The organism is Rhodobacteraceae bacterium S2214, assembly GCA_025141675.1.
Classification (GTDB): Bacteria; Pseudomonadota; Alphaproteobacteria; order Rhodobacterales; family Rhodobacteraceae; genus Yoonia.
Map to the genome: position 1 here is coordinate 1,801,622 of CP081161.1, position 17,768 is coordinate 1,819,389.

The following is a 17,768-nucleotide window of genomic DNA, read 5'->3' on the forward strand; positions in this document are numbered from 1 at the left end:
CTTTGAGAGTACAAAAATGTCCGCCTCTGCTGCAAAACTGGACGAACCCAAAACGGGTCGTCTGACCATTCAATACGGCCCACAAGGTGGCGTCGCTGTCGCTGAGAACCCGCCGCGGTTCTCATGGCTGCCAGAGATCGAAGACGAAGCTACTTATGTGCTGCGCGTCTCGAAGGATACGAAGTACCCCGCGAAACATACCCATACATTTCCGCATATTGCGTTGAATTTCTTTACCCCTGACGTGGTTTTGCCTGCGGGCGATTACGTCTGGTCCTACGCAGTTTGTGACCCCGAAACGGGGAAGGCCAAATCGACATGGAGTTCGGACCGTGCCTTTTCCGTCGCCGAGGGATTGCCAGAGACGCCGCTCGCCTCCCGCGCAGTGCGTTACAATGATGCGCCGCGTTCTCATCCACGCATGTGGCTGACTGGTGATCGCTTGGCACAATTCCGCAAGGATGTTGCCGAAGATCCGGACCATTGCACATGGTCGCACTTTTATCAGGAATCTGTCCTGCCGTGGATGGACCGTGACATCATGCCTGAACCTGCGGGTTACCCGAACCACCAGCGTGTGGCACGTGTTTGGCGCCAGACCTACATCGACTGTCAGGAACTGCTTTACGCGATCCGGCATCTGGCTGTTGGTGGGCAGGTCACCGAAGACGCAGCCATGTTGGCCCGCGCCAAAGAATGGTTGCTGTCAGCCGCCGCATGGAACCCAGCAGGGACCACATCGCGCAGTTACACAGATGAATGGGCGTTCCGCGTGAATGTGGCGCTCGCGTGGGGCTATGACTGGCTTTACGACGAGATGGACGAAGATGAGCGTGAAACAGTGCGCGTGGCTTTGCTGGCACGGACCCGCGAGACTGCCGATCACCTCATCAAGCACGCTAACATTCAATTGTTCCCGTTCGATAGTCACGCCGTACGCGCGGTGTCTGCGGTGCTGATCCCGGCCTCTATAGCGTTGTTGGATCATTGCGAAGAAGCCGAAGGATGGTTGAACTATTCCGTCGAATTCCTGTTCACCGTCTATTCGCCTTGGGGCGACACCGATGGTGGTTGGGCGGAAGGGCCGCATTATTGGATGACCGGTATGGCGTATCTGATTGACGCGGCAAACCTGCTAAAAGGCTACTCCGGTATCAACCTTTATGACCGTCCGTTTTTCCAAAAGACGGGTGATTTTCCGCTCTATACAAAGTCACCAGACACACGCCGCGCGACATTTGGCGACGACAGTACCATGGGCGATCTGCCTGCGGTCAAGATCGGTTTTAACCTGCGTCAATATGCAGGTGTGACGGGCAACGGCGCGTATCAGTGGTACTACGACGAAATTAAGCGCACGAACCCCGGCACGGAAAAGATGTTCTACAACTGGGGTTGGTGGGACTTTAATTTTGACGAATTGGTCTATCAGACCGATTTCCCGATCATCGAAGCGGTGCCGCCCGCCGATGACGACCAGTTGCGCCATTTCGAAGGTATCGGTTGGGTAGCTATTCAGCGCCGGATGCAAAATCCTGATGAGCATATCCAGTTCGTGATGAAGTCATCGCCCTACGGCTCCATTAGCCACAGCCATGGCGACCAGAACGCGTTCTGTCTTGCTGGCTACGGCGAAGACCTTGCGATCCAGTCTGGCTATTACGTCGCATTCAATTCGACGATGCACCAGAACTGGCGGCGTCAAACGCATTCCAAGAACGCGATCCTGATCAACGGTAAGGGCCAGTACGCCGGCAAGGACAAAGTCCAGGCGATGCGGTCGAAGGGCCAGATTACGACGTGTGAGACAAATGACGATCACATCTACATTCAGGGTGATGCAACAGAGGCCTATCAGTCGCTGTCACCCGAAGTGACTTCGGTCAAACGCGACGTCTATTTCGTCAACGACAGCTATTTCGTGATGGTGGATAGCATTGATGCGTCAGAACCGGTCGAAATCGACTGGCTACTGCATGCGAATGCGCCAATGCATCTGGGCGATACCACATTCCGCTACACTGGCGAAAAGGCGGGTTTCTACGGTCAGTTCTTGTGGTCTGAGGCGGGCACACCTGAAATCACCCAAGAAACGGGTTTCCCGAATGTCGACCCGTCCGAAATCGAAGGCTTGCCGGTCAGCACATGTCTGCACGCCAAGTTCCCGAAAGCCATTCGTCACCGCATCGCGACCCTGCTTGTTCCATATTCCCTGAATGACCCCAAACGGGTGTTCAGCTTCTTGGATGACCAAGGCTACGACTGCGATCTTTATTTCACAGATGCCGACGACCGCAGTTTCAAAGTGGTCGTTCCAAAAACTTTCGATGTCGGCAGATAAGCCGGCGCGACGTAATAAGAAGGAAAATTACGCATGAAACTTCAAGGGAAAACAGTCATCGTCACAGGCGGTGGCCGCGATATCGGTCTGGCTTGCGTGAAAATGCTCGCAAAAGCAGGCGCGAATGTTGCGATCAACTACTTTTCATCCAGCAAAGGAGCGGATGAGGCTGTTGCCGAAATCACTGCTGCGGGCGGTAAAGCGTTTGCGCTGCAAGGCGATCTGTCTTCAGAGGCGGGCGTGAACGCGCTGGTCGAAAAGACCGTTGCAGAATTCGGCGGCGTAGACGTTCTGGTGAATAACACAGGCGGTCTGATCGCGCGCAAAACGATCCTTGATATGGAGGTTGCCCATTGGGATGCGGTCATGGACCTCAACCTGAAAAGCATCTTCTTGATGATCAAGGCGTGCTTGCCGCACATGTCCGAGAACAGCACCATTGTGAACCTTGCCAGCCAAGCTGGTCGTGATGGCGGTGGTCCGGGTTCCGTGGCTTACGCATCTTCGAAAGGTGCGGTGATGACGATGACGCGTGGTCTGGCCAAAGAACTGGGTCCAAAAACACGCGTCAACGCAATCTGCCCCGGCATGATCGACACCGACTTCCACAACATCCACACGCCGGACGCAGCACGTCGCGGTCTGGAAGCATCCGCACCTGTGCGTCGTCAGGGTGTGCCGGATGATATCGCGAACTTGGTTCTGTTCCTCGCGTGTGACGACAGCGCGTTCATGACGGGCACCAACATCGACATCAACGGTGGCATGTTGTTCAGCTAATGGCGACGCCAGCAAATGTGATCATCCGCCCTGAAGTCCAATCGGACTTTGGGGCGGTTGCGTTTTTGCATACCGAAGCATTTGGGGCCGATGAACCGATCGTCAATCTTGTATCGGCCTTGCGTTCGCTGAAAGGGGCGCTGCCAACGCTTTCGATAGTCGCAGAAACCGAAGGCCGTATTGTCGGACATGTCTTGTTGTCGCACACATGGTTGGACGCGGATGCGCAAATGGTCGATGTCTATACGTTGTCGCCGCTGGGCATTTTGCCTGAACACCAAGGCCATGGAATTGGAAAAGCACTTGTCGCTGCTGGTATTCAAGCAGCGCGGGGCGCAGGGGCAGGGATGGTCTTTTTGGAAGGTAACCCCAAATATTATAGCGGCTCTGGATTTGTCGCGGCCGGTGATTTGGGCTTTCGGCGGCCGTCGCTACGCATTCCTGAAAAAGCGTTTCAAGTCTATTTGATTGAAGACACAGCCAAGCATCGCGGCACCGTCATCATGCGCGATGCGTTCTGGCAGTTGGACTGTGTGGGGTTACGTAAGTAGCCGCAGAGCTTATAGAAAATCATCGCGTCGTGGCGTGAAGCAATCGACCAGACGGCCCGGTTCAAGGCAGACGCAGCCATGCACAGCATTTGACGGTATGACAAAACTGTCGCCGGGACCTACTTCGGTTTCAGCGCCGTCTACAGAAAACCGAAACCGACCGCTTTCAACAAACGTCGATTGAACATGCGGATGGTTGTGCAACGCTCCCTCGGCACCTTTTGCACCAAAGCCGAAGGCGACAACCATCAAATCAGGATGATCCGCCAGCACTTGCCGTGTCACATTTTCGCCTGCTTCGATTACCGGAAAATCAGTCATTTGGCGCTTCCTTGCTTTGGTCGATTCAACGTATTTTCAGTTTGAAATACTAGAATACTACGCGGAAGAACGGAAGCGTTTGTGATCAAGAACCTACAAGAAATTGCTGCCGGTGTGGTTGGATCACATGTTGAGGAACAGAAGGCAAACATTCAGCTTATCGCCGTCGCTGCAAGGTCGCAGCCTTTCGTTAGCCGAATGCCAGCAGCCCTACGCCCACCCAGAAAACGATGCTGAAGCATAACATAAACCTCCACAGTAAAGCAGATTGAGGGTGCAAATCGTCTGATCGTTGCACTGCAACTGTGTGGTTATTCACGCAACGCCAGTTCGGATTGTGCGGTTCGGTCGTGTGCGCATCTAGTGGTGATCGATTGCGGGATAGGTCCATAGCTGCTCTCCTTGCCAGCAGACCATACCTCAAAAAAGTTAACGAATTCCTATCTTTGGGCGTGCAGCGTTGCGGCCATAATCCCGCGTAGTTCTGCCAACCCTCGCATCCGACCGATCAACGGGTAACCCGGCATGCTGTCCTTTGTCAGGTCGTCCAGAATGTCTTGGCCATGATCGGGACGCATCGGAATTTCATGATCGGCTCGACCTGCCTCTCGACGTTTGGCTTCCTCCGCCACAAGCGCTTGGATCACCGCGACCATATCTGTGTCGCCTTCGAGGTGGGCGGCTTCGTGGAAACTTGTACGCTTGCCGTCACTGGGCTTTTCGCGCGTCGTATTGCGTAGGTGGACAAAATGGATGCGATGTCCAAGCGCGCGGATAAAAGCCGGGCCGTCAAAATTCGGATCAACACCCAGCGATCCTGTGCAGAACGTGATCCCGTTGGCGGCAACATCAACGTCCTGGATTAGTTTGGCGTAGTCCGCTTGTGTCGACATGATCCGCGGTAGGCCAAGCAGAGGGAAGGGCGGATCGTCAGGATGACAGCACAGACGAATACCAAGGTCTTGGGCGACGGGGGCCACTTCGGCAAGAAAGTCGATCATGTTGCTGTAAAGCTTGGCCGCATCAATTTGTGCATAGGTCGCAAGGTTGTCGCGAACTTGTTGTAAGGTCCATGTGTCGTTGGCACCGGGCAGACCAGCAATGATGTTGTGTTGCAGCTGTAACGCCCCATCGGCACCAAGTTCGGAAAACCGTTGGGCCGCCTGCGAAAGGATTTCCGCGCTATAGTCGTCCGCCGCTGTCGCGCGTTTCAAGATATGAAGGTCGAAGGCGACGAAATCGATCAGGTTGAACGACATAGCATTGCCACCATGATCCATCCGGCGACGCAGATCGGTCCGTGTCCAGTCAAGGATCGGCATAAAATTGTAACACACGACCGATATGCCGCAGGCCGCGATGTTACGCAGGCTTTCGATGTAGTTGGCAATATGGCTGGTGTAGTCGGGACCCTTTGTCTTGATCGTTTCGGAAACAGGCAGGCTTTCCACGACATCCCAAGCTAGCCCCGATGCAGTCCCGTCGGGGAATGTGCTGATCTGGGCTTGTCGTGTTTTGATTTCATCCTGCGGCCACACCTTGCCGGGCGCGATGTGGTGCAGGGCCGAAACGACCCCCTGCACACCGCATTGCCGCATATCAGCAGTTGTGATCGTGTCGTGTGGTCCGAACCAGCGCCAAGTTTGTTTCATGTCTTACGAGTCTTTCGAGGGGTGCCAACCCGCATAAAGCGGGTGGTCTTCGGTCAAAGGGAGGGTGACAACAGTTCCGGTCCGCGCGGCGTGGTAAATCGCAGCAACCAGTTCAATCGATTGGCGGCCGTCGGCTAGGGTGACCGCTTCGGCTGGCTGTTGTTTGAGGTCAGCTGCGATGGCTGAAAGAAAACCTGTAAATCCTTGCGGCACATCACCCACGCTATTGATGACGTCATCAACGGCAGATTGAAGTTCTGGATCGCGTGCGGTGAAGGTCCACGTATCGGTTGCAGGCGCGTAAGGGGCTGTGCCACTGGTGATCGTGACTCCCGAGAAGGTCAACTTGAGCCGTGTGGTATCATCAGCCGCCCCAAGGGTGATTGACGACGTGACTAAAGCGCCATTCACCATTTGCATTGAGATCGATGCACAATCCTCTGTTTCTATTGGGTTTGCGCGCGTCGCGGTAAATGCAGAAAGGCTTTGAACTGGCCCAATCAGTGCTGTGATTAGATCGTGGTTATGGATCGCATGGCCTAAAACTGCGCCGCCGTTTTCGCCTGCCCATGTCCCACGCCAATCGATTGCATAATAATCGGCACGGCGGCACCAATGGGTCTCAATGGATGCGGCATAAGGCGTGCCCAGAAGACCAGCATCACGCAACGATTGGACCTGCGACATCGCGCGTCCGTAGCGATACTGAAAGACCGGATAAACGTTCTTATTCAAAGCATTGGATGTGGATGTTAAACTATCTGCATCCGCAAGGGATGACACCAACGGCTTTTCGCAAATCGCATGTTTACCAGCCTTCAGGACCTGCATTGTGACCGGAAAATGCAGGTGTGGCGGCAAACAGACATCCACGAGATCGATACGGGGATCAGCGAGTACTAAGTCGAGTTTATCGGTGATCGTTATCGGATCTTCGCCCACCACTTCTGATGCGCGCGCGCGATCAAGATCGCAAAGTGTTTTGACCTCGAATAGGTCCGGCAAGGCGCGATAGCCGTCAAGGTGCTCGCGACCGATCCCTGCGCCAAGAATTGCGACCGTGATCATTTAGCCTCCTCGGCCAGCATCTGCGCTTTGATCGCAAGTTCCATCGCTTTGAAGGTATGCGCTTGCGGAACCGCCGTGTCTGTACGGTTCCGGATATCATCGGACAGGCGCGCGAAATAGGGACGCCCCGCAACGCTGCAATCAATCTTTTCACAGCGGTCGCCGTTGACCAAATACAGGTGATCGCCTGTTTCATCGCGGGCGACGTCCACGTATTTGCGCAGCTCGATATACCCTTCGGTGCCAAGAATGGTCAGCCGCCCGTCGCCCCATGTCGGCAAAGCATCGGGTGTATACCAGTCGACCCTAATGAACCCATGCGCGTCGCCTGCTTGAAGGACGATTTCGCCATAGTCTTCAAGTTCGGGATGGTCAGGGTTCGCATAATTGGCGGTATAGGCGCGCTTAATTTCTGCGTTGGCTTGGCCCGTCAGAAACAGAAACTGATCGATCTGGTGCGAACCGATATCGCACAGGATGCCGCCGTACCGGTCTCGTTGCCAAAACCAGTCAGGTCGCGTTGCTGCATTCAGGCGATGTGGTCCCAGACCGGTCGTCTGGATTACTTTGCCGATAGCTCCGGCAGCGACCAGTTCAGCGGCGCGGGTCATGGAGGCGACTTCAAAACGTTCGGAAAAATTCACCGACCAAATCCGACCGGTCGCTTTTTGGGCTGTCTTGATCGCGTCGAGTTGGTCCAACGTTGTGCATCCCGGTTTGTCGGTCATAACGTCTTTGCCCGCCCGCATGGCACGCACAGCAAATGCGGCCCGATCAGCAGGCACGCAAGAGATCAGGATCAAATCAATTGACGGATCAGCTAACAGCGTCTCTACATCCGTTACCCGCGGCACGTCCGGAAATCGTTTGATAAAACCGTCTAGCGGGGGCGGGGACCCTGCGGTCCACCATCCGACGAATTCTGCACCGACCTCGATCATGCTTTCTGACATGCCAAAAATATGACGATGATCGATTCCAATTGCGGCAAAATTCAATGGTTTCGTCATCTACGGACCTTTCTGAACGCGAACCGACCGCTTTTCGTGTGACGACTGGACGATCGCATCGATCAAATAGTGGACCTGAAGGCTGGCGCGACCGCTGGCTATCGGGGCAGTGCCGTCACGAACGGCCTGTGCAAAAACAGAGATAATCGCCTGATGCCATGCGAAGGTGAAGGCCATCGGGTCAGCGCCACCGCCCGTGTCGGCCTTTTCGCCAGTGACCTCCGTCGTCCCGTCGCGCCATTGCACGGTCACTTGTCCGCCTGTCAGCGTCGCGGACGCATGTGCGCAGTGCAGGGTGATAGACTCGGGCTGCCCTGGAAAACTGGCCGTGCTGGCAACGAGCGATCCGACGGCGCCAGACGCCAGATCAAGGCCCGCTGTCACATAATCCTCAGCTTCCATGTCATGTGATGCGGTAGTTCTGATGGTCGCTTGGACGTTTTCAATTGGGCCGATCAAAGAAAGGGCAAGGTCCAAGGTGTGGATCGCTTGAGACATCAATACGCCACCACCGTCACGGGCGTACGTTCCGCGTCCGGGTTCATCGTAATAGGATTGATCCCGCCACCACGGCACGGATATTTCCACGACGGCGATGTCGCCCATCGCGCCGTCACGCAGGCGTTTTGCCAGATCAGCCGTGCTTTCCCGTACTCTGTGCTGAAAAACGATGCCAAGCGGAACGGATGCGTCTTCGCAGATTTGTACGATGGTTGTGGCTGTTTCGGTATCAACGGCCACGGGTTTTTCCATCAAGATCGGCTTACCGGCATTTGCGCATGCGGTAACCAGATCAAGACGGGCATTGGGCGGTGTGCAGATAATGACGAAATCGACGTCCGGGTCCGAAGCGATGTCAGGCACTGTGTCGTAGACCTTGAGCGGGCCTTCCAGAACCGGTGTCATTTCCCGCGCAAAAGCGACCGCTTTTTCAGTGTTGCGTGCGTAGATACCGTGCAAGGTCACATCCGGAGCAGCCGCAATGGCGCGTACGTGCGTTTCGGCAACCATCCCCAAACCGATCAGCACTGCGTTCATCATTGCGTCTTGCTCCATTCGTTCGCCTGTTACGAAACGTAACGGAAGCGGGCGGCCATTGTAAAGCGCCGGTATACCGGTATACCACATAGCATGTCTGATGATGATCCTTCCGCTCCGCCTGCCTTGACGGCGCTGACACCCGCGTGTGTTGATCCCGCTTTGGCGGCGGGTCCGCAGGTATTCGCGATTCTCAAAGATGCGATCCTGTCGATGCGGCTGGTCCCCGGTCAGGCCTTGTCGGAACCCGAAATCGGAACTCAGCTGGGTGCCAGCAGAACGCCTGTCCGCGAAGCGCTTGCGCAACTGCGCGCCTTGCATTTGGTAAAAACGCGGCCAAGCCGCGGTAGCTTTGTCACCAAGCTAAACGCAGCAAAGCTGCAAGAGGCACAATTTCTAAGAGAGGCGCTTGAGGTTGCCAATGTCACCCGCATCGTTGAATTTGGTATGTCTGCTGATGTGCGGGCGGCGATTGCTGAAAACCTTGCAGGGCAGGCGGCGGCGATTGTGGATGGCGACTATCTTGGGTTTCACCATCTCGACGATGCTTTTCACGGGTTGATTGCAGACGGCACGGGTTTCCCGCGTGCAGCGCAGGTTTTGCATGATGAGAAGGCGCAGCTAGATCGTTTGCGGGTGATTTCTTTGAATGATCCTGAACGGTTAAGCACCCTCCATGCAGAGCATACTGGATTATTTGATGCGATGATTGCGCAAGACAAAGCACTGGCGACAGAAATTGCACGAAATCACACAAGGGCAGTTCTGGCGTTGTTGCAGGATGTCGCAGAACAGAACGCAGCGTTTTTCGATCCATCTTGAGCAAGCACGGCAAGGCCAACGCTGCATGGCTTTTCTTTCAAAGCGGTATGGGCTAACCCGAACCCGAACTCGGCCCGGAAGGGCTGCGATTGGGATATGTCACATGAGTGTAGACAAAGTCAGAGACGCCGCGCGTTTGTCCGTCGCCCCGATGATGGATTGGACGGACAAGCATTGCCGTTATTTGCACCGGTTGATGTCAAAGCAGACCCTTCTTTATACCGAAATGGTGACGGCACCTGCGATTGTTCATGGTGATCGTGATCGGCTGCTAGGCTTTCATGCTGCTGAACATCCAGTGGCGCTGCAGCTTGGTGGGTCTGATCCTGCGCAATTGGCGCAGGCGACCGCTATTGCCGCGGAATACGGCTATGACGAAGTTAATTTGAACTGCGGTTGCCCGTCTGACAGGGTGCAATCCGGTTCATTTGGCGCGATCCTGATGGAAAGTCCTGACGTCGTTGCAGCCTGTGTGAAAGCAATGCAGGACGCGTCCGATTTGCCGGTGACCGTCAAGTGCCGGATCGGAGTGGACGATAAAGATCCGGCGACGGTTTTGCCTGACTTTTTGGCGCGGGTCAGTGCTGCTGGTGTCGATCGTTTTACAATTCACGCGCGCAAGGCATGGCTGCAAGGGTTGTCCCCGAAAGAAAACCGCGATGTGCCGCCACTTGATTACGAATTGGTACATGAAATGAAAGGGTTGTTCCCGCATCTTCATCTGTCCATCAATGGTGGAATTACCAATTTGGACGCAGCACTTGGCTTTCTGGATGCGGGGCTGGACGGCGTGATGATTGGGCGGTCCGCGTATCATACGCCGTCTGACGTGCTGTTAGACGCAGATCGTCTTATTTACGGTGCAGACGCCGCGAAGTCCGCCGAAGACGTCGTGCTCGAAATGGTGCCGTATATCACGGATCACATCGCGCAGGGTGGTCGCCTGAACCAAGTCACACGTCATATGCTTGGCATGTTCCAAGCCCGCCCTGGCGCACGTATGTGGCGGCGCTATCTGTCCGAGAACGCGCACCGCGACGGGGCTGATGCGCAGGTCCTGCTTGATGCTTTGTCCTTTATTACGAAAGAAGCCGCATAATGCCTGAACTCTCACTTTTGTTGCCGATGGTCGGTTTGATTTTGATCATTGGTGCCTTTGCCGGTGTTTTGGCGGGCCTGTTGGGGGTTGGGGGCGGCATCGTGTTGGTCCCTGCGTTTTTCTACGCATTTAGTGCCCTTGGTTACGACAGCCCGCAGCTGATGCAATTGTGTTTAGGAACATCGCTTGCGACCATCATCGTGACGTCGGTCCGGTCTGGGTTGGCGCATCACAAAAAAGGTGCCGTGGACCTGCAAATCCTAAAGGGCTGGCTGCCCGGTATCGTGATCGGCGCGGTCATCGGGGTGAGCATCGCGACATCACTGCGGTCTGGTGCCTTGCAAGCCATCTTCGGTGTGCTCGCGATTATTGTCGGGGCCTATATGGCCTTTGGACGCGCATCATGGCGTTTAGGTCCGGAGATGCCTGTGGGGCCAGCTCGTGCAGTGCTTTCGCCGCTGCTGGGGTTTTTGTCGGTGCTTATGGGGATCGGTGGCGGGTCGTTTGGCGTCCCCGTGATGTCACTCTATGGCGTCGCTATTCACCGCGCCGTGGCCACGGCCGCAGGATTTGGTGTGATCATCGCCGTGCCGTCCGTGATCGGGTTTTTGCTCGCGGATATGTCGGATGTTCCAACGCCGCCGTTGACGATCGGGGCAGTTAATCTTGTGGCTTTCGCGCTTGTGATTGCGATGACGTTGATCACTGCGCCTTGGGGGGCTGCATTGGCGCATAAGATGGATCCTAAACCACTCAAGAAAGTCTTTGGCGTGTTTTTGATCCTCGTGGCGCTGAACATGTTGCGTAAAGCACTGATTGGCTAAACGGTCCGGGTTTTGCGAAATTTTGGCCCTGCGGTTATTTCCGTTGGGCCAAATATGCCGTGTAGGACTTTTCAGGTTCATCCACAAAAAGGCTCGGTAGAATACGCATGTGCGTGATCTGATCAACGCGGAGATCATCGAAGCCCTTGGTCGTTTCGCACCAGACAACGCAGGTCCAAAGCCGCCCCCAATAATCCAGTTGGAGCGGCCTGACGGTTCTATGGTGCCCACCTATAGATAGCAGCAGTTTTTGGCGGGTCCGAATGGCCTGCCTGATTTGCGGCAAATGCTGGAACCCTTTCGCGGCATCCGCAAAAGGGTAGATCGCAAAACTATAGGGGGCAGGGCTGCGTGACCGATCCTCTGGCATGACCGCGTCCAGTTTTTGGGTCAATGTGTTCGCTGCCGTGGCAAGCTCTGCATCATTCCCGCCGCCGACAGCCATCAATCCCATATGCAACGCCTCTAATTCGGTCATGGTCAGGTTCAGCGGGGGCAGTGTGATGGCAGCCGTCACATGATAGCCCACGCCACGTTCACCTTCGATTGGCACACCGGACGCGGCGAGCGTTTCCATGTCGCGATAAATCGTCCGCAGACTGACATCGACGGCGGCAGCAAGATCGCCAGCACGGTGAAGCGCTCCATCTCTGAGGATTTGAACAAGTGCCATCAGGCGGTCGGCGCGTCGCATCTTTGATTCCTTATCAACCTGTCCATTTTGACAAAAAGCTGACAACTGACAAGTATTTGTCACAAATAACATCATGCCCTTGCAAAAAAGGGGTTTTATCTTGTATTTTCCCACTTCCATCGCGGCACTTTGCCCCCTATCTGTCAATCAATGACAGATTTATGCGGGTCGAACGGCCTGCTCTAAGGAGAACATCATGCTTAATAACATCGGTATCCCCGGCATCCTTCTGATCGCCGTTGTTGTCTTGGTCCTGTTTGGCCGTGGCAAAGTATCCAGCCTGATGGGCGAAGTGGGCAAAGGCATCACTGCGTTCAAAAAGGGCGTGAACGACGCGGACAAAGAAGTCACAGACGAAATGGCAAACGCCAAAGACGTGACACCTGCTGAAGAGCAAGACAAAGTCTAAGTCGCCCATATCTGATCCCTATAAGGTAATCGCACATGTTTGGCCTCGGCTGGAGTGAAATGATGGTGGTGGGCATTGTTGCCCTCATCGTGATCGGTCCTAAGGACCTGCCGCAACTGTTCCGCACAATGGGAGAGTTTACAGGCAAGGCCAAAGGCATGGCGCGCGAGTTCTCGAAAGCGATGAATGATGCGGCCAATGATGCCGGTGTGAACGATATCTCTAAGGGGCTGAAAGCCGCTGCAAACCCCAAGGCATTTGGTGTCGACAAACTGAAAGAAGCGTCAGGCATCACTGCGGCGACCGCAGCCTTGTCGCCTGAACGGGCGGCGGCCAAAGAAAAGATGGACGCAGGTATGGCGCAGGCCGCAGAGGCCCGCAAAGAACGCGAGGCTGCGAAAGCAGCCGAAGCTGAAACGGCCGCACCTGAGGTCGGCCAAACCAAAGCACCGACCGCGCCAAAAGAGGGCGAAGCATGAGCACCCAAGACGAGATGGACGGCAGCGCCGCGCCGTTAATCGAACACCTGACCGAGCTGCGGCAGCGTCTTATCTATTCGGTTGGCGCGTTTTTGGTCGCCATGGTGTTGTGCTTTTCGTTTGGCAGCATGTTGCTCGACTTTTTGCTTGGGCCGATTGAGAAAACGATGCGGTCCTTGGGCAACGAAAATCCTGTGATGCAATACACTGCGCCGCAGGAATACTTTTTCACGTTGATCCGCATTTCGGTTGTGGGCGGTCTAACGCTATCGTTCCCTGTGATCGCGTATCAGCTGTGGCGTTTTGTGGCGCCCGGTCTCTACAAGAACGAAAAGAACGCGTTCTTGCCATTTATCATCTCAAGTCCCGTACTTTTTTTGATCGGCGCGGCCTTCGCCCATTATGTGGTCGTACCGCTTGCCATGGCGTTTTTCCTCGGGTTTGCTGACCTTCCATCGTTCGTTTCTGCGATCATGGCAGATGCTGTTGCGCCTCCTGCGAACGGCGCGTTGTTACTGCCTGGCTCTGGCGGGACAAGCGCAATGCCAGCCTTCGCAGCACCGCCAAGCGACGGTGGCGTTGACATTGTCTTCAACGGCAAAGTCAACGAAACTCTTGATATCACGCTGAAAATGATCGTGGCCTTTGGGGTTTGTTTCCAGCTTCCGGTTCTTTTGACCCTAATGGGTACGGCTGGTCTTGCGTCATCGCGCGGCCTGCGCAACGTCCGCAAATACGCGATTGTTGGTATTCTTGTAGTTGCGGCGTTGGTCACGCCACCGGACGTCACCACCCAGCTGATCTTGTTTGTGGTGGTCTTCGGGCTGTACGAAATCTCGATCCATTTGGTGGCAGGCGTCGAACGACGCAAAGACAAAGCGGCGCGTGCTGAAGGCATTATCGGCGAAGATGAAAGCTTGTTCGACGACATCGAGGATGACGAAGAAGATGCAGATTTAGCCGACGCTGCGGACGAGCCAAAGCCATGAACGACGACGTGATGTTGCGGATCGCGGAGGCGCTTGAACGGCTCGCCCCCGCGCCGCTGCCTGCACCCGATCTGAGCGCCGCAAGCGCCTATGTTTGGCAAACCGACCCGGACCAATTGGTGCCCGTAGAAAAGGTCAACCGCGTTGATTTGGATCTTTTGATCGGGGTGGACCGGTCACGGGACACGCTGCTGGCCAACACGATCCAGTTTGCCAAAGGTATGCCTGCCAACAACGCGTTGCTTTGGGGCGCACGGGGCATGGGAAAATCCAGCCTTGTCAAAGCAATCCATGGAGCGGTGATCAAAGATTACCCCGACCTCCGGATTGTTGAGGTCCAGCGCGAGGACATGGAAAGCATCGGTCGCTGTCTTGATATGCTGCGCGATCGGCCGCAACGCTTCTTGATGTTCTGCGATGATCTATCGTTCAGCCATGACGACGCGCACTACAAATCGTTGAAGGCGGTCCTTGATGGTGGCATCGCGGGCAGGCCGGACAATGTTGTGCTCTATGCGACGTCCAACAGACGTCACTTAATGCCGCGCGATATGATTGAAAACGAACGCTCAACTGCGATCACGCCGGGGGAAGCCGTGGAAGAGAAAGTGTCTCTTTCCGACCGTTTTGGTCTGTGGCTCGGGTTTCATCCTTGCGACCAAGATCAATATCTGTCGATGATCCGTGGATACTGCGACGCACATGGTGTGACAATTGACGACGATACATTGCGCGCAGAGGCTATTGAATGGCAGGCGACACGCGGATCACGGTCGGGCCGTGTGGCTTGGCAGTATTTCCTTGATCTCGCAGGTAGAAAGGGCGTCACGCTGGGTTAACAGCGCAACGCCCTATTTCTTTTGGTCTTAAATATCCTCGCCGGAGGCATCCCGTCCGATCAACGGGCACCTCGGCGGGATACTGACGAAAACTCAGAAAAAGTCGGCCGGATCAACGGATTGCAATCCGCGCCGTACTTCGAAGTGCAGGAAGCTTGGATCGCCTGCTGCGACTTTGGCGATGGCTTGACCGCGCGAAACACTATCGCCTTTTTCAACGGTCAGATCTGCGAGATTGGTGTAGACGGTCAGCAGATTGCCCGCGTGTTTGATCACAACAATCGCAACGCCGGACGTGTCCGTGGTCACAGCGGCAACAGACCCTGCATCGGCTGCCTTCACGCTTGTCCCTGCTGGCACACCGATGTCGATCCCTTCGTTACGACCTGCGGCATAGGCGCGGATGATTGTGCCTGCGACCGGACGAACAAGCTGAGCATTGCTGCTTGCCGCTGGTGCGGGGGCAGGTGCCGCCGCCGGTGCAGGCGCGGGCGTTGCCGTCGGTGTGCCTAGGTTCGGTGCTTCCGGCGCGGGTGCAGCAACGGATGGGGCTTCATCTGGCAGCGGCGCAGACGCGCTTGGCGGTACGGGTGTTTGGCTACCCGTGCCCGGTGTAGTGACTGGCGCATCTGCCACGGATTGTGGACGGCTTGGCGTGCTACTTTGCGGGATCAACAGGAATTGCCCTTCGCGGATCGCCAAGTCGGGCCCAAGCGAATTCCATTCAGCGATGCTTGCGACGGGAATGTTGAACTGCCGTGCAATGGTAAATGCGGTGTCCCCGCGACCGACTTGGTAGCGGACAGGTTCTGCTCCGGATTGGCGGGCCGGGGCAGCTTGCGGTGTCGCCTGTGTTGCTGGCGCAGCTGCATCGGCACGGTCAAGTGCGGTCGTCGCAACCGCTGCAACATCAAGCGGTTGGATCGGGCCGGTCGTTGCTGCACCTGTTGCAGGTGACGGTTCGGTGACACGGGAAGGTAGTGCAATAACTTCGTCGCGGCGCAGCGTGGCATCTGCATCAATGCCGTTGAACGTTGCCAAAGTTACTGCATTCAGACCCAAGCGCCCCGCAATCGTACGGATTGTGTCATCTTGTTTGGCCAAAACGACTTGGTAATTGGGGTAAGAAATAACGCCGCGATCATCGGGGGCAGGGCGTGGCGCAATATTCGCAACCGCTTCAGAGGTGTCGAACCCGTCACCCAAGTCCCGTAGGTCAAAGTCGAACCCTTCAAATGGGTTTTCCGCGCAGCCAGCCAATGCGGCAAGGGCTGCGGTGGTCATCAGGATGCGTCGCACCCCATTGCGCCTGTTGGCGGTCATATCTCTGCTCCTCATGCGGGCGCCCCGTTTGCCGGGGTTCTGCCCTGTCTCGCCTTTTGCGTTAATCTTGGCCGAGCCCTTCGAGCAGGGGCACAAAACGAACGGTACGTAATTCTTCATAGTCCAATCCGTCTTCGGTCTTTGTGACACGGATTAGGCTTTGCACGGTATCGGACTGGCCGACCGGCAACACCATGATACCCCCAATCCGCAATTGCGCCAAGAGGGTGCTGGGTGGGTCTTCTGCAGCTGCGGTCAGCAATATGCGATCAAAGGGGGCCTGTTCGGGTAACCCGTGGCTGCCGTCTGCGACGATTGCGGTAATATTGCTGATGTCTTGAGCGTCAAATTGGGACTTTGCTTCGGTCACAAGTCGTTTGAAACGGTCAATTGTGTAAACACGACGGGCCAATTTCGCGAGGATTGCGGCCTGATAGCCGGACCCTGTCCCGATTTCCAAAACTTTATGGCGAGGTTGCACGTTTAGCGCTTGGGTCATCAAGCCGACGATAGACGGCTGGCTAATCGTTTGGCCGCAGGCAATGGGCAGCGGCATATCTTCGTACGCCCGTTCTTTGAACAAGCCCTTCAGAAAGGCGGCGCGGTCGACCTGTTCCATGACGGTCAATACACGTGCGTCGGTCACGCCCTTGGATCGTAACGCGAAAAGAAACTGCATTTTGATGTCAGGGTCGATCATCAATCCAACTGACCCTTTAGCTGATCCAGAACGTCGTAGGCTGTCAGATCAACCCGCATCGGCGTGATCGAAATGTAGCCTTCGAGATTGGCGCGCACATCAGTGCCCTCAGCCGTCATTTCGCGCTGGCTACCACCTTTGATCCACGCGTAGCGGCGGCCGGACGGTGACGTTTGGGGTTCGACTGAAAAGCGGGCATTGGGGCGATAGCCTTGGGCGACGACTTTGTGGCCCTTTACTTCAGCGGCGGGCACTGGTGGGAAATTCAGGTTATATAGCAGGCGGTAGTCGGCATTGTCCCAGACGCCCTGAGCGATCAGTTTCTTGATCAGGGGGGCGCCGTGTTGTGCTGCGGCTTCGAATGGATCATCGAGATGGGCGTTATCTGGACCGTAATATTGCGACAGCGCAATTGCGTTGTAGCCTTGCAAAGCCGCTTCCATGCAGGCGCCAATGGTGCCGGAGTACAGCGTGTTTTCACCCGCGTTATTGCCGCGATTGACGCCAGACAAGATCAAGTCCGGTTTTGCCGATTTCATAATTTCATACAGGCCAACCAGCACGCAGTCCGCAGGCGCACCTTCGACCGCGAAGCGGCGCGGCGCGATTTCTGTGATCATGGTCGGGCGGGTGTAATTGATGCAATGGCCGACGCCGGACTGTTCCAGCGCGGGGGCAACGACCCAGACCTCGCCGTTGGGACCAGCAACTTCTGTTGCAATGGCTTCCAAGACTCTCAGTCCCGGGGCGTTAATGCCATCGTCATTTGTGATTAAAATACGCATCTGCGCCCCTTTGTTGTTTTGTTCGTAAGCGAGGTTTTCGCAGT

At 55.7% G+C, this 17,768-nt stretch carries 19 protein-coding genes; 10 read left to right on the forward strand and 9 right to left on the reverse strand.

The features are described 5' to 3' along the window. Window positions 1-16: 16 nt before the first annotated feature. Genes K3729_09020 through K3729_09030 form a run of 3 tightly spaced genes read left to right on the forward strand, consistent with a single transcriptional unit; the run spans window position 17 to window position 3,672 of the window. Window positions 17-2,341 (forward strand): DUF4962 domain-containing protein, encoded by a 2,325-nt coding sequence (locus K3729_09020; protein UWQ97638.1) that lies wholly within the window; start codon window positions 17-19, stop codon window positions 2,339-2,341. Between the two features lie 33 nt (window positions 2,342-2,374). Then, the gene (locus K3729_09025) at window positions 2,375-3,121 is read left to right on the forward strand and encodes a 3-oxoacyl-ACP reductase FabG (protein UWQ97639.1); all 747 of its coding nucleotides are present in this window, start codon (window positions 2,375-2,377) and stop codon (window positions 3,119-3,121) included. Then, entirely contained in the window at window positions 3,121-3,672 is a 552-nt protein-coding gene (locus tag K3729_09030) for an N-acetyltransferase (protein UWQ97640.1), read from the forward strand. Before K3729_09025 ends, K3729_09030 begins: the two co-directional genes overlap by 1 nt. A gap of 9 nt (window positions 3,673-3,681) precedes the next feature. Here K3729_09030 and K3729_09035 read toward each other — a convergent pair whose 3' ends face one another. The 5 genes from K3729_09035 to K3729_09055 all read right to left on the reverse strand — a co-directional run bounded on the left by K3729_09035 (window position 3,682) and on the right by K3729_09055 (window position 8,764). Continuing rightward, on the reverse strand, window positions 3,682-3,993 hold the full coding sequence (locus K3729_09035) for a cupin domain-containing protein (GenBank protein ID UWQ97641.1): 312 nt from the start codon (window positions 3,991-3,993) through the stop codon (window positions 3,682-3,684). Between the two features lie 440 nt (window positions 3,994-4,433). Beyond that, complete coding sequence (gene uxuA, locus K3729_09040; GenBank protein UWQ97642.1) at window positions 4,434-5,645, reverse strand: mannonate dehydratase; 1,212 nt, start codon at window positions 5,643-5,645, stop codon at window positions 4,434-4,436. A 3-nt stretch (window positions 5,646-5,648) separates the two neighbouring features. Next, window positions 5,649-6,713, reverse strand: a complete 1,065-nt coding sequence (locus K3729_09045; protein ID UWQ97643.1) for a Gfo/Idh/MocA family oxidoreductase — start codon at window positions 6,711-6,713, stop codon at window positions 5,649-5,651. After that, window positions 6,710-7,723 carry a Gfo/Idh/MocA family oxidoreductase gene (locus K3729_09050; protein ID UWQ97644.1) on the reverse strand — a complete coding sequence of 338 codons (1,014 nt, stop codon included), beginning with the start codon at window positions 7,721-7,723 and terminating at the stop codon, window positions 6,710-6,712. The genes K3729_09045 and K3729_09050 overlap by 4 nt, the downstream gene beginning before the upstream one ends. Beyond that, the gene (locus K3729_09055) at window positions 7,724-8,764 is read right to left on the reverse strand and encodes a Gfo/Idh/MocA family oxidoreductase (GenBank protein ID UWR01000.1); all 1,041 of its coding nucleotides are present in this window, start codon (window positions 8,762-8,764) and stop codon (window positions 7,724-7,726) included. It lies immediately after the preceding gene. 90 nt (window positions 8,765-8,854) lie between these two features. Here K3729_09055 and K3729_09060 point away from each other — a divergent pair, with 90 nt between their 5' ends. From K3729_09060 to K3729_09070, 3 genes are all read left to right on the forward strand, one after another. Continuing rightward, window positions 8,855-9,583 carry a GntR family transcriptional regulator gene (locus tag K3729_09060; protein UWQ97645.1) on the forward strand — a complete coding sequence of 243 codons (729 nt, stop codon included), beginning with the start codon at window positions 8,855-8,857 and terminating at the stop codon, window positions 9,581-9,583. Between the two features lie 103 nt (window positions 9,584-9,686). Continuing rightward, window positions 9,687-10,682, forward strand: coding sequence for a tRNA dihydrouridine(20/20a) synthase DusA (dusA, locus tag K3729_09065; GenBank protein UWQ97646.1), 996 nt, complete (start codon window positions 9,687-9,689; stop codon window positions 10,680-10,682). Continuing rightward, window positions 10,682-11,506, forward strand: a complete 825-nt coding sequence (locus tag K3729_09070; GenBank protein ID UWQ97647.1) for a sulfite exporter TauE/SafE family protein — start codon at window positions 10,682-10,684, stop codon at window positions 11,504-11,506. The genes dusA and K3729_09070 overlap by 1 nt, the downstream gene beginning before the upstream one ends. A gap of 34 nt (window positions 11,507-11,540) precedes the next feature. Here K3729_09070 and K3729_09075 read toward each other — a convergent pair whose 3' ends face one another. Further along, window positions 11,541-12,200: an HTH domain-containing protein gene (locus tag K3729_09075; protein ID UWQ97648.1), complete on the reverse strand. Its 660-nt coding sequence runs from the start codon at window positions 12,198-12,200 to the stop codon at window positions 11,541-11,543. A gap of 196 nt (window positions 12,201-12,396) precedes the next feature. Here K3729_09075 and tatA point away from each other — a divergent pair, with 196 nt between their 5' ends. From tatA to K3729_09095, 4 genes are read left to right on the forward strand one after another with little or no spacing between them, the layout of a single operon-like run. Next, the gene (tatA, locus tag K3729_09080) at window positions 12,397-12,609 is read left to right on the forward strand and encodes a twin-arginine translocase TatA/TatE family subunit (GenBank protein ID UWQ97649.1); all 213 of its coding nucleotides are present in this window, start codon (window positions 12,397-12,399) and stop codon (window positions 12,607-12,609) included. Window positions 12,610-12,644: 35 nt separating this feature from the next. Then, a complete protein-coding gene (gene tatB / locus K3729_09085; protein ID UWQ97650.1) occupies window positions 12,645-13,088 on the forward strand; it encodes a Sec-independent protein translocase protein TatB in 444 nt (147 codons plus the stop codon). Further along, window positions 13,085-14,077, forward strand: coding sequence for a twin-arginine translocase subunit TatC (tatC, locus tag K3729_09090; GenBank protein ID UWQ97651.1), 993 nt, complete (start codon window positions 13,085-13,087; stop codon window positions 14,075-14,077). Before tatB ends, tatC begins: the two co-directional genes overlap by 4 nt. After that, complete coding sequence (locus tag K3729_09095; GenBank protein ID UWQ97652.1) at window positions 14,074-14,916, forward strand: ATP-binding protein; 843 nt, start codon at window positions 14,074-14,076, stop codon at window positions 14,914-14,916. Before tatC ends, K3729_09095 begins: the two co-directional genes overlap by 4 nt. Before the next feature lie 93 nt (window positions 14,917-15,009). Here K3729_09095 and K3729_09100 read toward each other — a convergent pair whose 3' ends face one another. The 3 genes from K3729_09100 to surE all read right to left on the reverse strand — a co-directional run bounded on the left by K3729_09100 (window position 15,010) and on the right by surE (window position 17,724). Continuing rightward, the gene (locus K3729_09100) at window positions 15,010-16,239 is read right to left on the reverse strand and encodes a peptidoglycan DD-metalloendopeptidase family protein (GenBank protein UWQ97653.1); all 1,230 of its coding nucleotides are present in this window, start codon (window positions 16,237-16,239) and stop codon (window positions 15,010-15,012) included. A gap of 61 nt (window positions 16,240-16,300) precedes the next feature. Beyond that, on the reverse strand, window positions 16,301-16,939 hold the full coding sequence (locus tag K3729_09105) for a protein-L-isoaspartate(D-aspartate) O-methyltransferase (protein UWQ97654.1): 639 nt from the start codon (window positions 16,937-16,939) through the stop codon (window positions 16,301-16,303). Further along, a complete protein-coding gene (surE, locus tag K3729_09110) occupies window positions 16,939-17,724 on the reverse strand; it encodes a 5'/3'-nucleotidase SurE (protein UWQ97655.1) in 786 nt (261 codons plus the stop codon). The genes K3729_09105 and surE overlap by 1 nt, the downstream gene beginning before the upstream one ends. Between the last annotated feature and the right edge of the window lie 44 nt (window positions 17,725-17,768).

Bases quoted from the DNA above. Each gene is read 5' to 3' on its own strand.
- tatC (UWQ97651.1), top strand. From the start codon at position 13,085: ATGAGCACCCAAGACGAGATGGACGGCAGCGCCGCGCCGTTAATCGAA.
- uxuA (UWQ97642.1), bottom strand. From the start codon at position 5,645: ATGAAACAAACTTGGCGCTGGTTCGGACCACACGACACGATCACAACT.
- K3729_09070 (UWQ97647.1), top strand. From the start codon at position 10,682: ATGCCTGAACTCTCACTTTTGTTGCCGATGGTCGGTTTGATTTTGATC.
- K3729_09105 (UWQ97654.1), bottom strand. From the start codon at position 16,939: ATGATCGACCCTGACATCAAAATGCAGTTTCTTTTCGCGTTACGATCC.
- dusA (UWQ97646.1), top strand. From the start codon at position 9,687: ATGAGTGTAGACAAAGTCAGAGACGCCGCGCGTTTGTCCGTCGCCCCG.
- K3729_09100 (UWQ97653.1), bottom strand. From the start codon at position 16,239: ATGACCGCCAACAGGCGCAATGGGGTGCGACGCATCCTGATGACCACC.
- K3729_09095 (UWQ97652.1), top strand. From the start codon at position 14,074: ATGAACGACGACGTGATGTTGCGGATCGCGGAGGCGCTTGAACGGCTC.
- tatA (UWQ97649.1), top strand. From the start codon at position 12,397: ATGCTTAATAACATCGGTATCCCCGGCATCCTTCTGATCGCCGTTGTT.
- K3729_09060 (UWQ97645.1), top strand. From the start codon at position 8,855: ATGTCTGATGATGATCCTTCCGCTCCGCCTGCCTTGACGGCGCTGACA.
- surE (UWQ97655.1), bottom strand. From the start codon at position 17,724: ATGCGTATTTTAATCACAAATGACGATGGCATTAACGCCCCGGGACTG.
- K3729_09055 (UWR01000.1), bottom strand. From the start codon at position 8,764: ATGATGAACGCAGTGCTGATCGGTTTGGGGATGGTTGCCGAAACGCAC.
- K3729_09025 (UWQ97639.1), top strand. From the start codon at position 2,375: ATGAAACTTCAAGGGAAAACAGTCATCGTCACAGGCGGTGGCCGCGAT.
- K3729_09035 (UWQ97641.1), bottom strand. From the start codon at position 3,993: ATGACTGATTTTCCGGTAATCGAAGCAGGCGAAAATGTGACACGGCAA.
- K3729_09050 (UWQ97644.1), bottom strand. From the start codon at position 7,723: ATGACGAAACCATTGAATTTTGCCGCAATTGGAATCGATCATCGTCAT.
- K3729_09045 (UWQ97643.1), bottom strand. From the start codon at position 6,713: ATGATCACGGTCGCAATTCTTGGCGCAGGGATCGGTCGCGAGCACCTT.
- tatB (UWQ97650.1), top strand. From the start codon at position 12,645: ATGTTTGGCCTCGGCTGGAGTGAAATGATGGTGGTGGGCATTGTTGCC.
- K3729_09075 (UWQ97648.1), bottom strand. From the start codon at position 12,200: ATGCGACGCGCCGACCGCCTGATGGCACTTGTTCAAATCCTCAGAGAT.
- K3729_09020 (UWQ97638.1), top strand. From the start codon at position 17: ATGTCCGCCTCTGCTGCAAAACTGGACGAACCCAAAACGGGTCGTCTG.
- K3729_09030 (UWQ97640.1), top strand. From the start codon at position 3,121: ATGGCGACGCCAGCAAATGTGATCATCCGCCCTGAAGTCCAATCGGAC.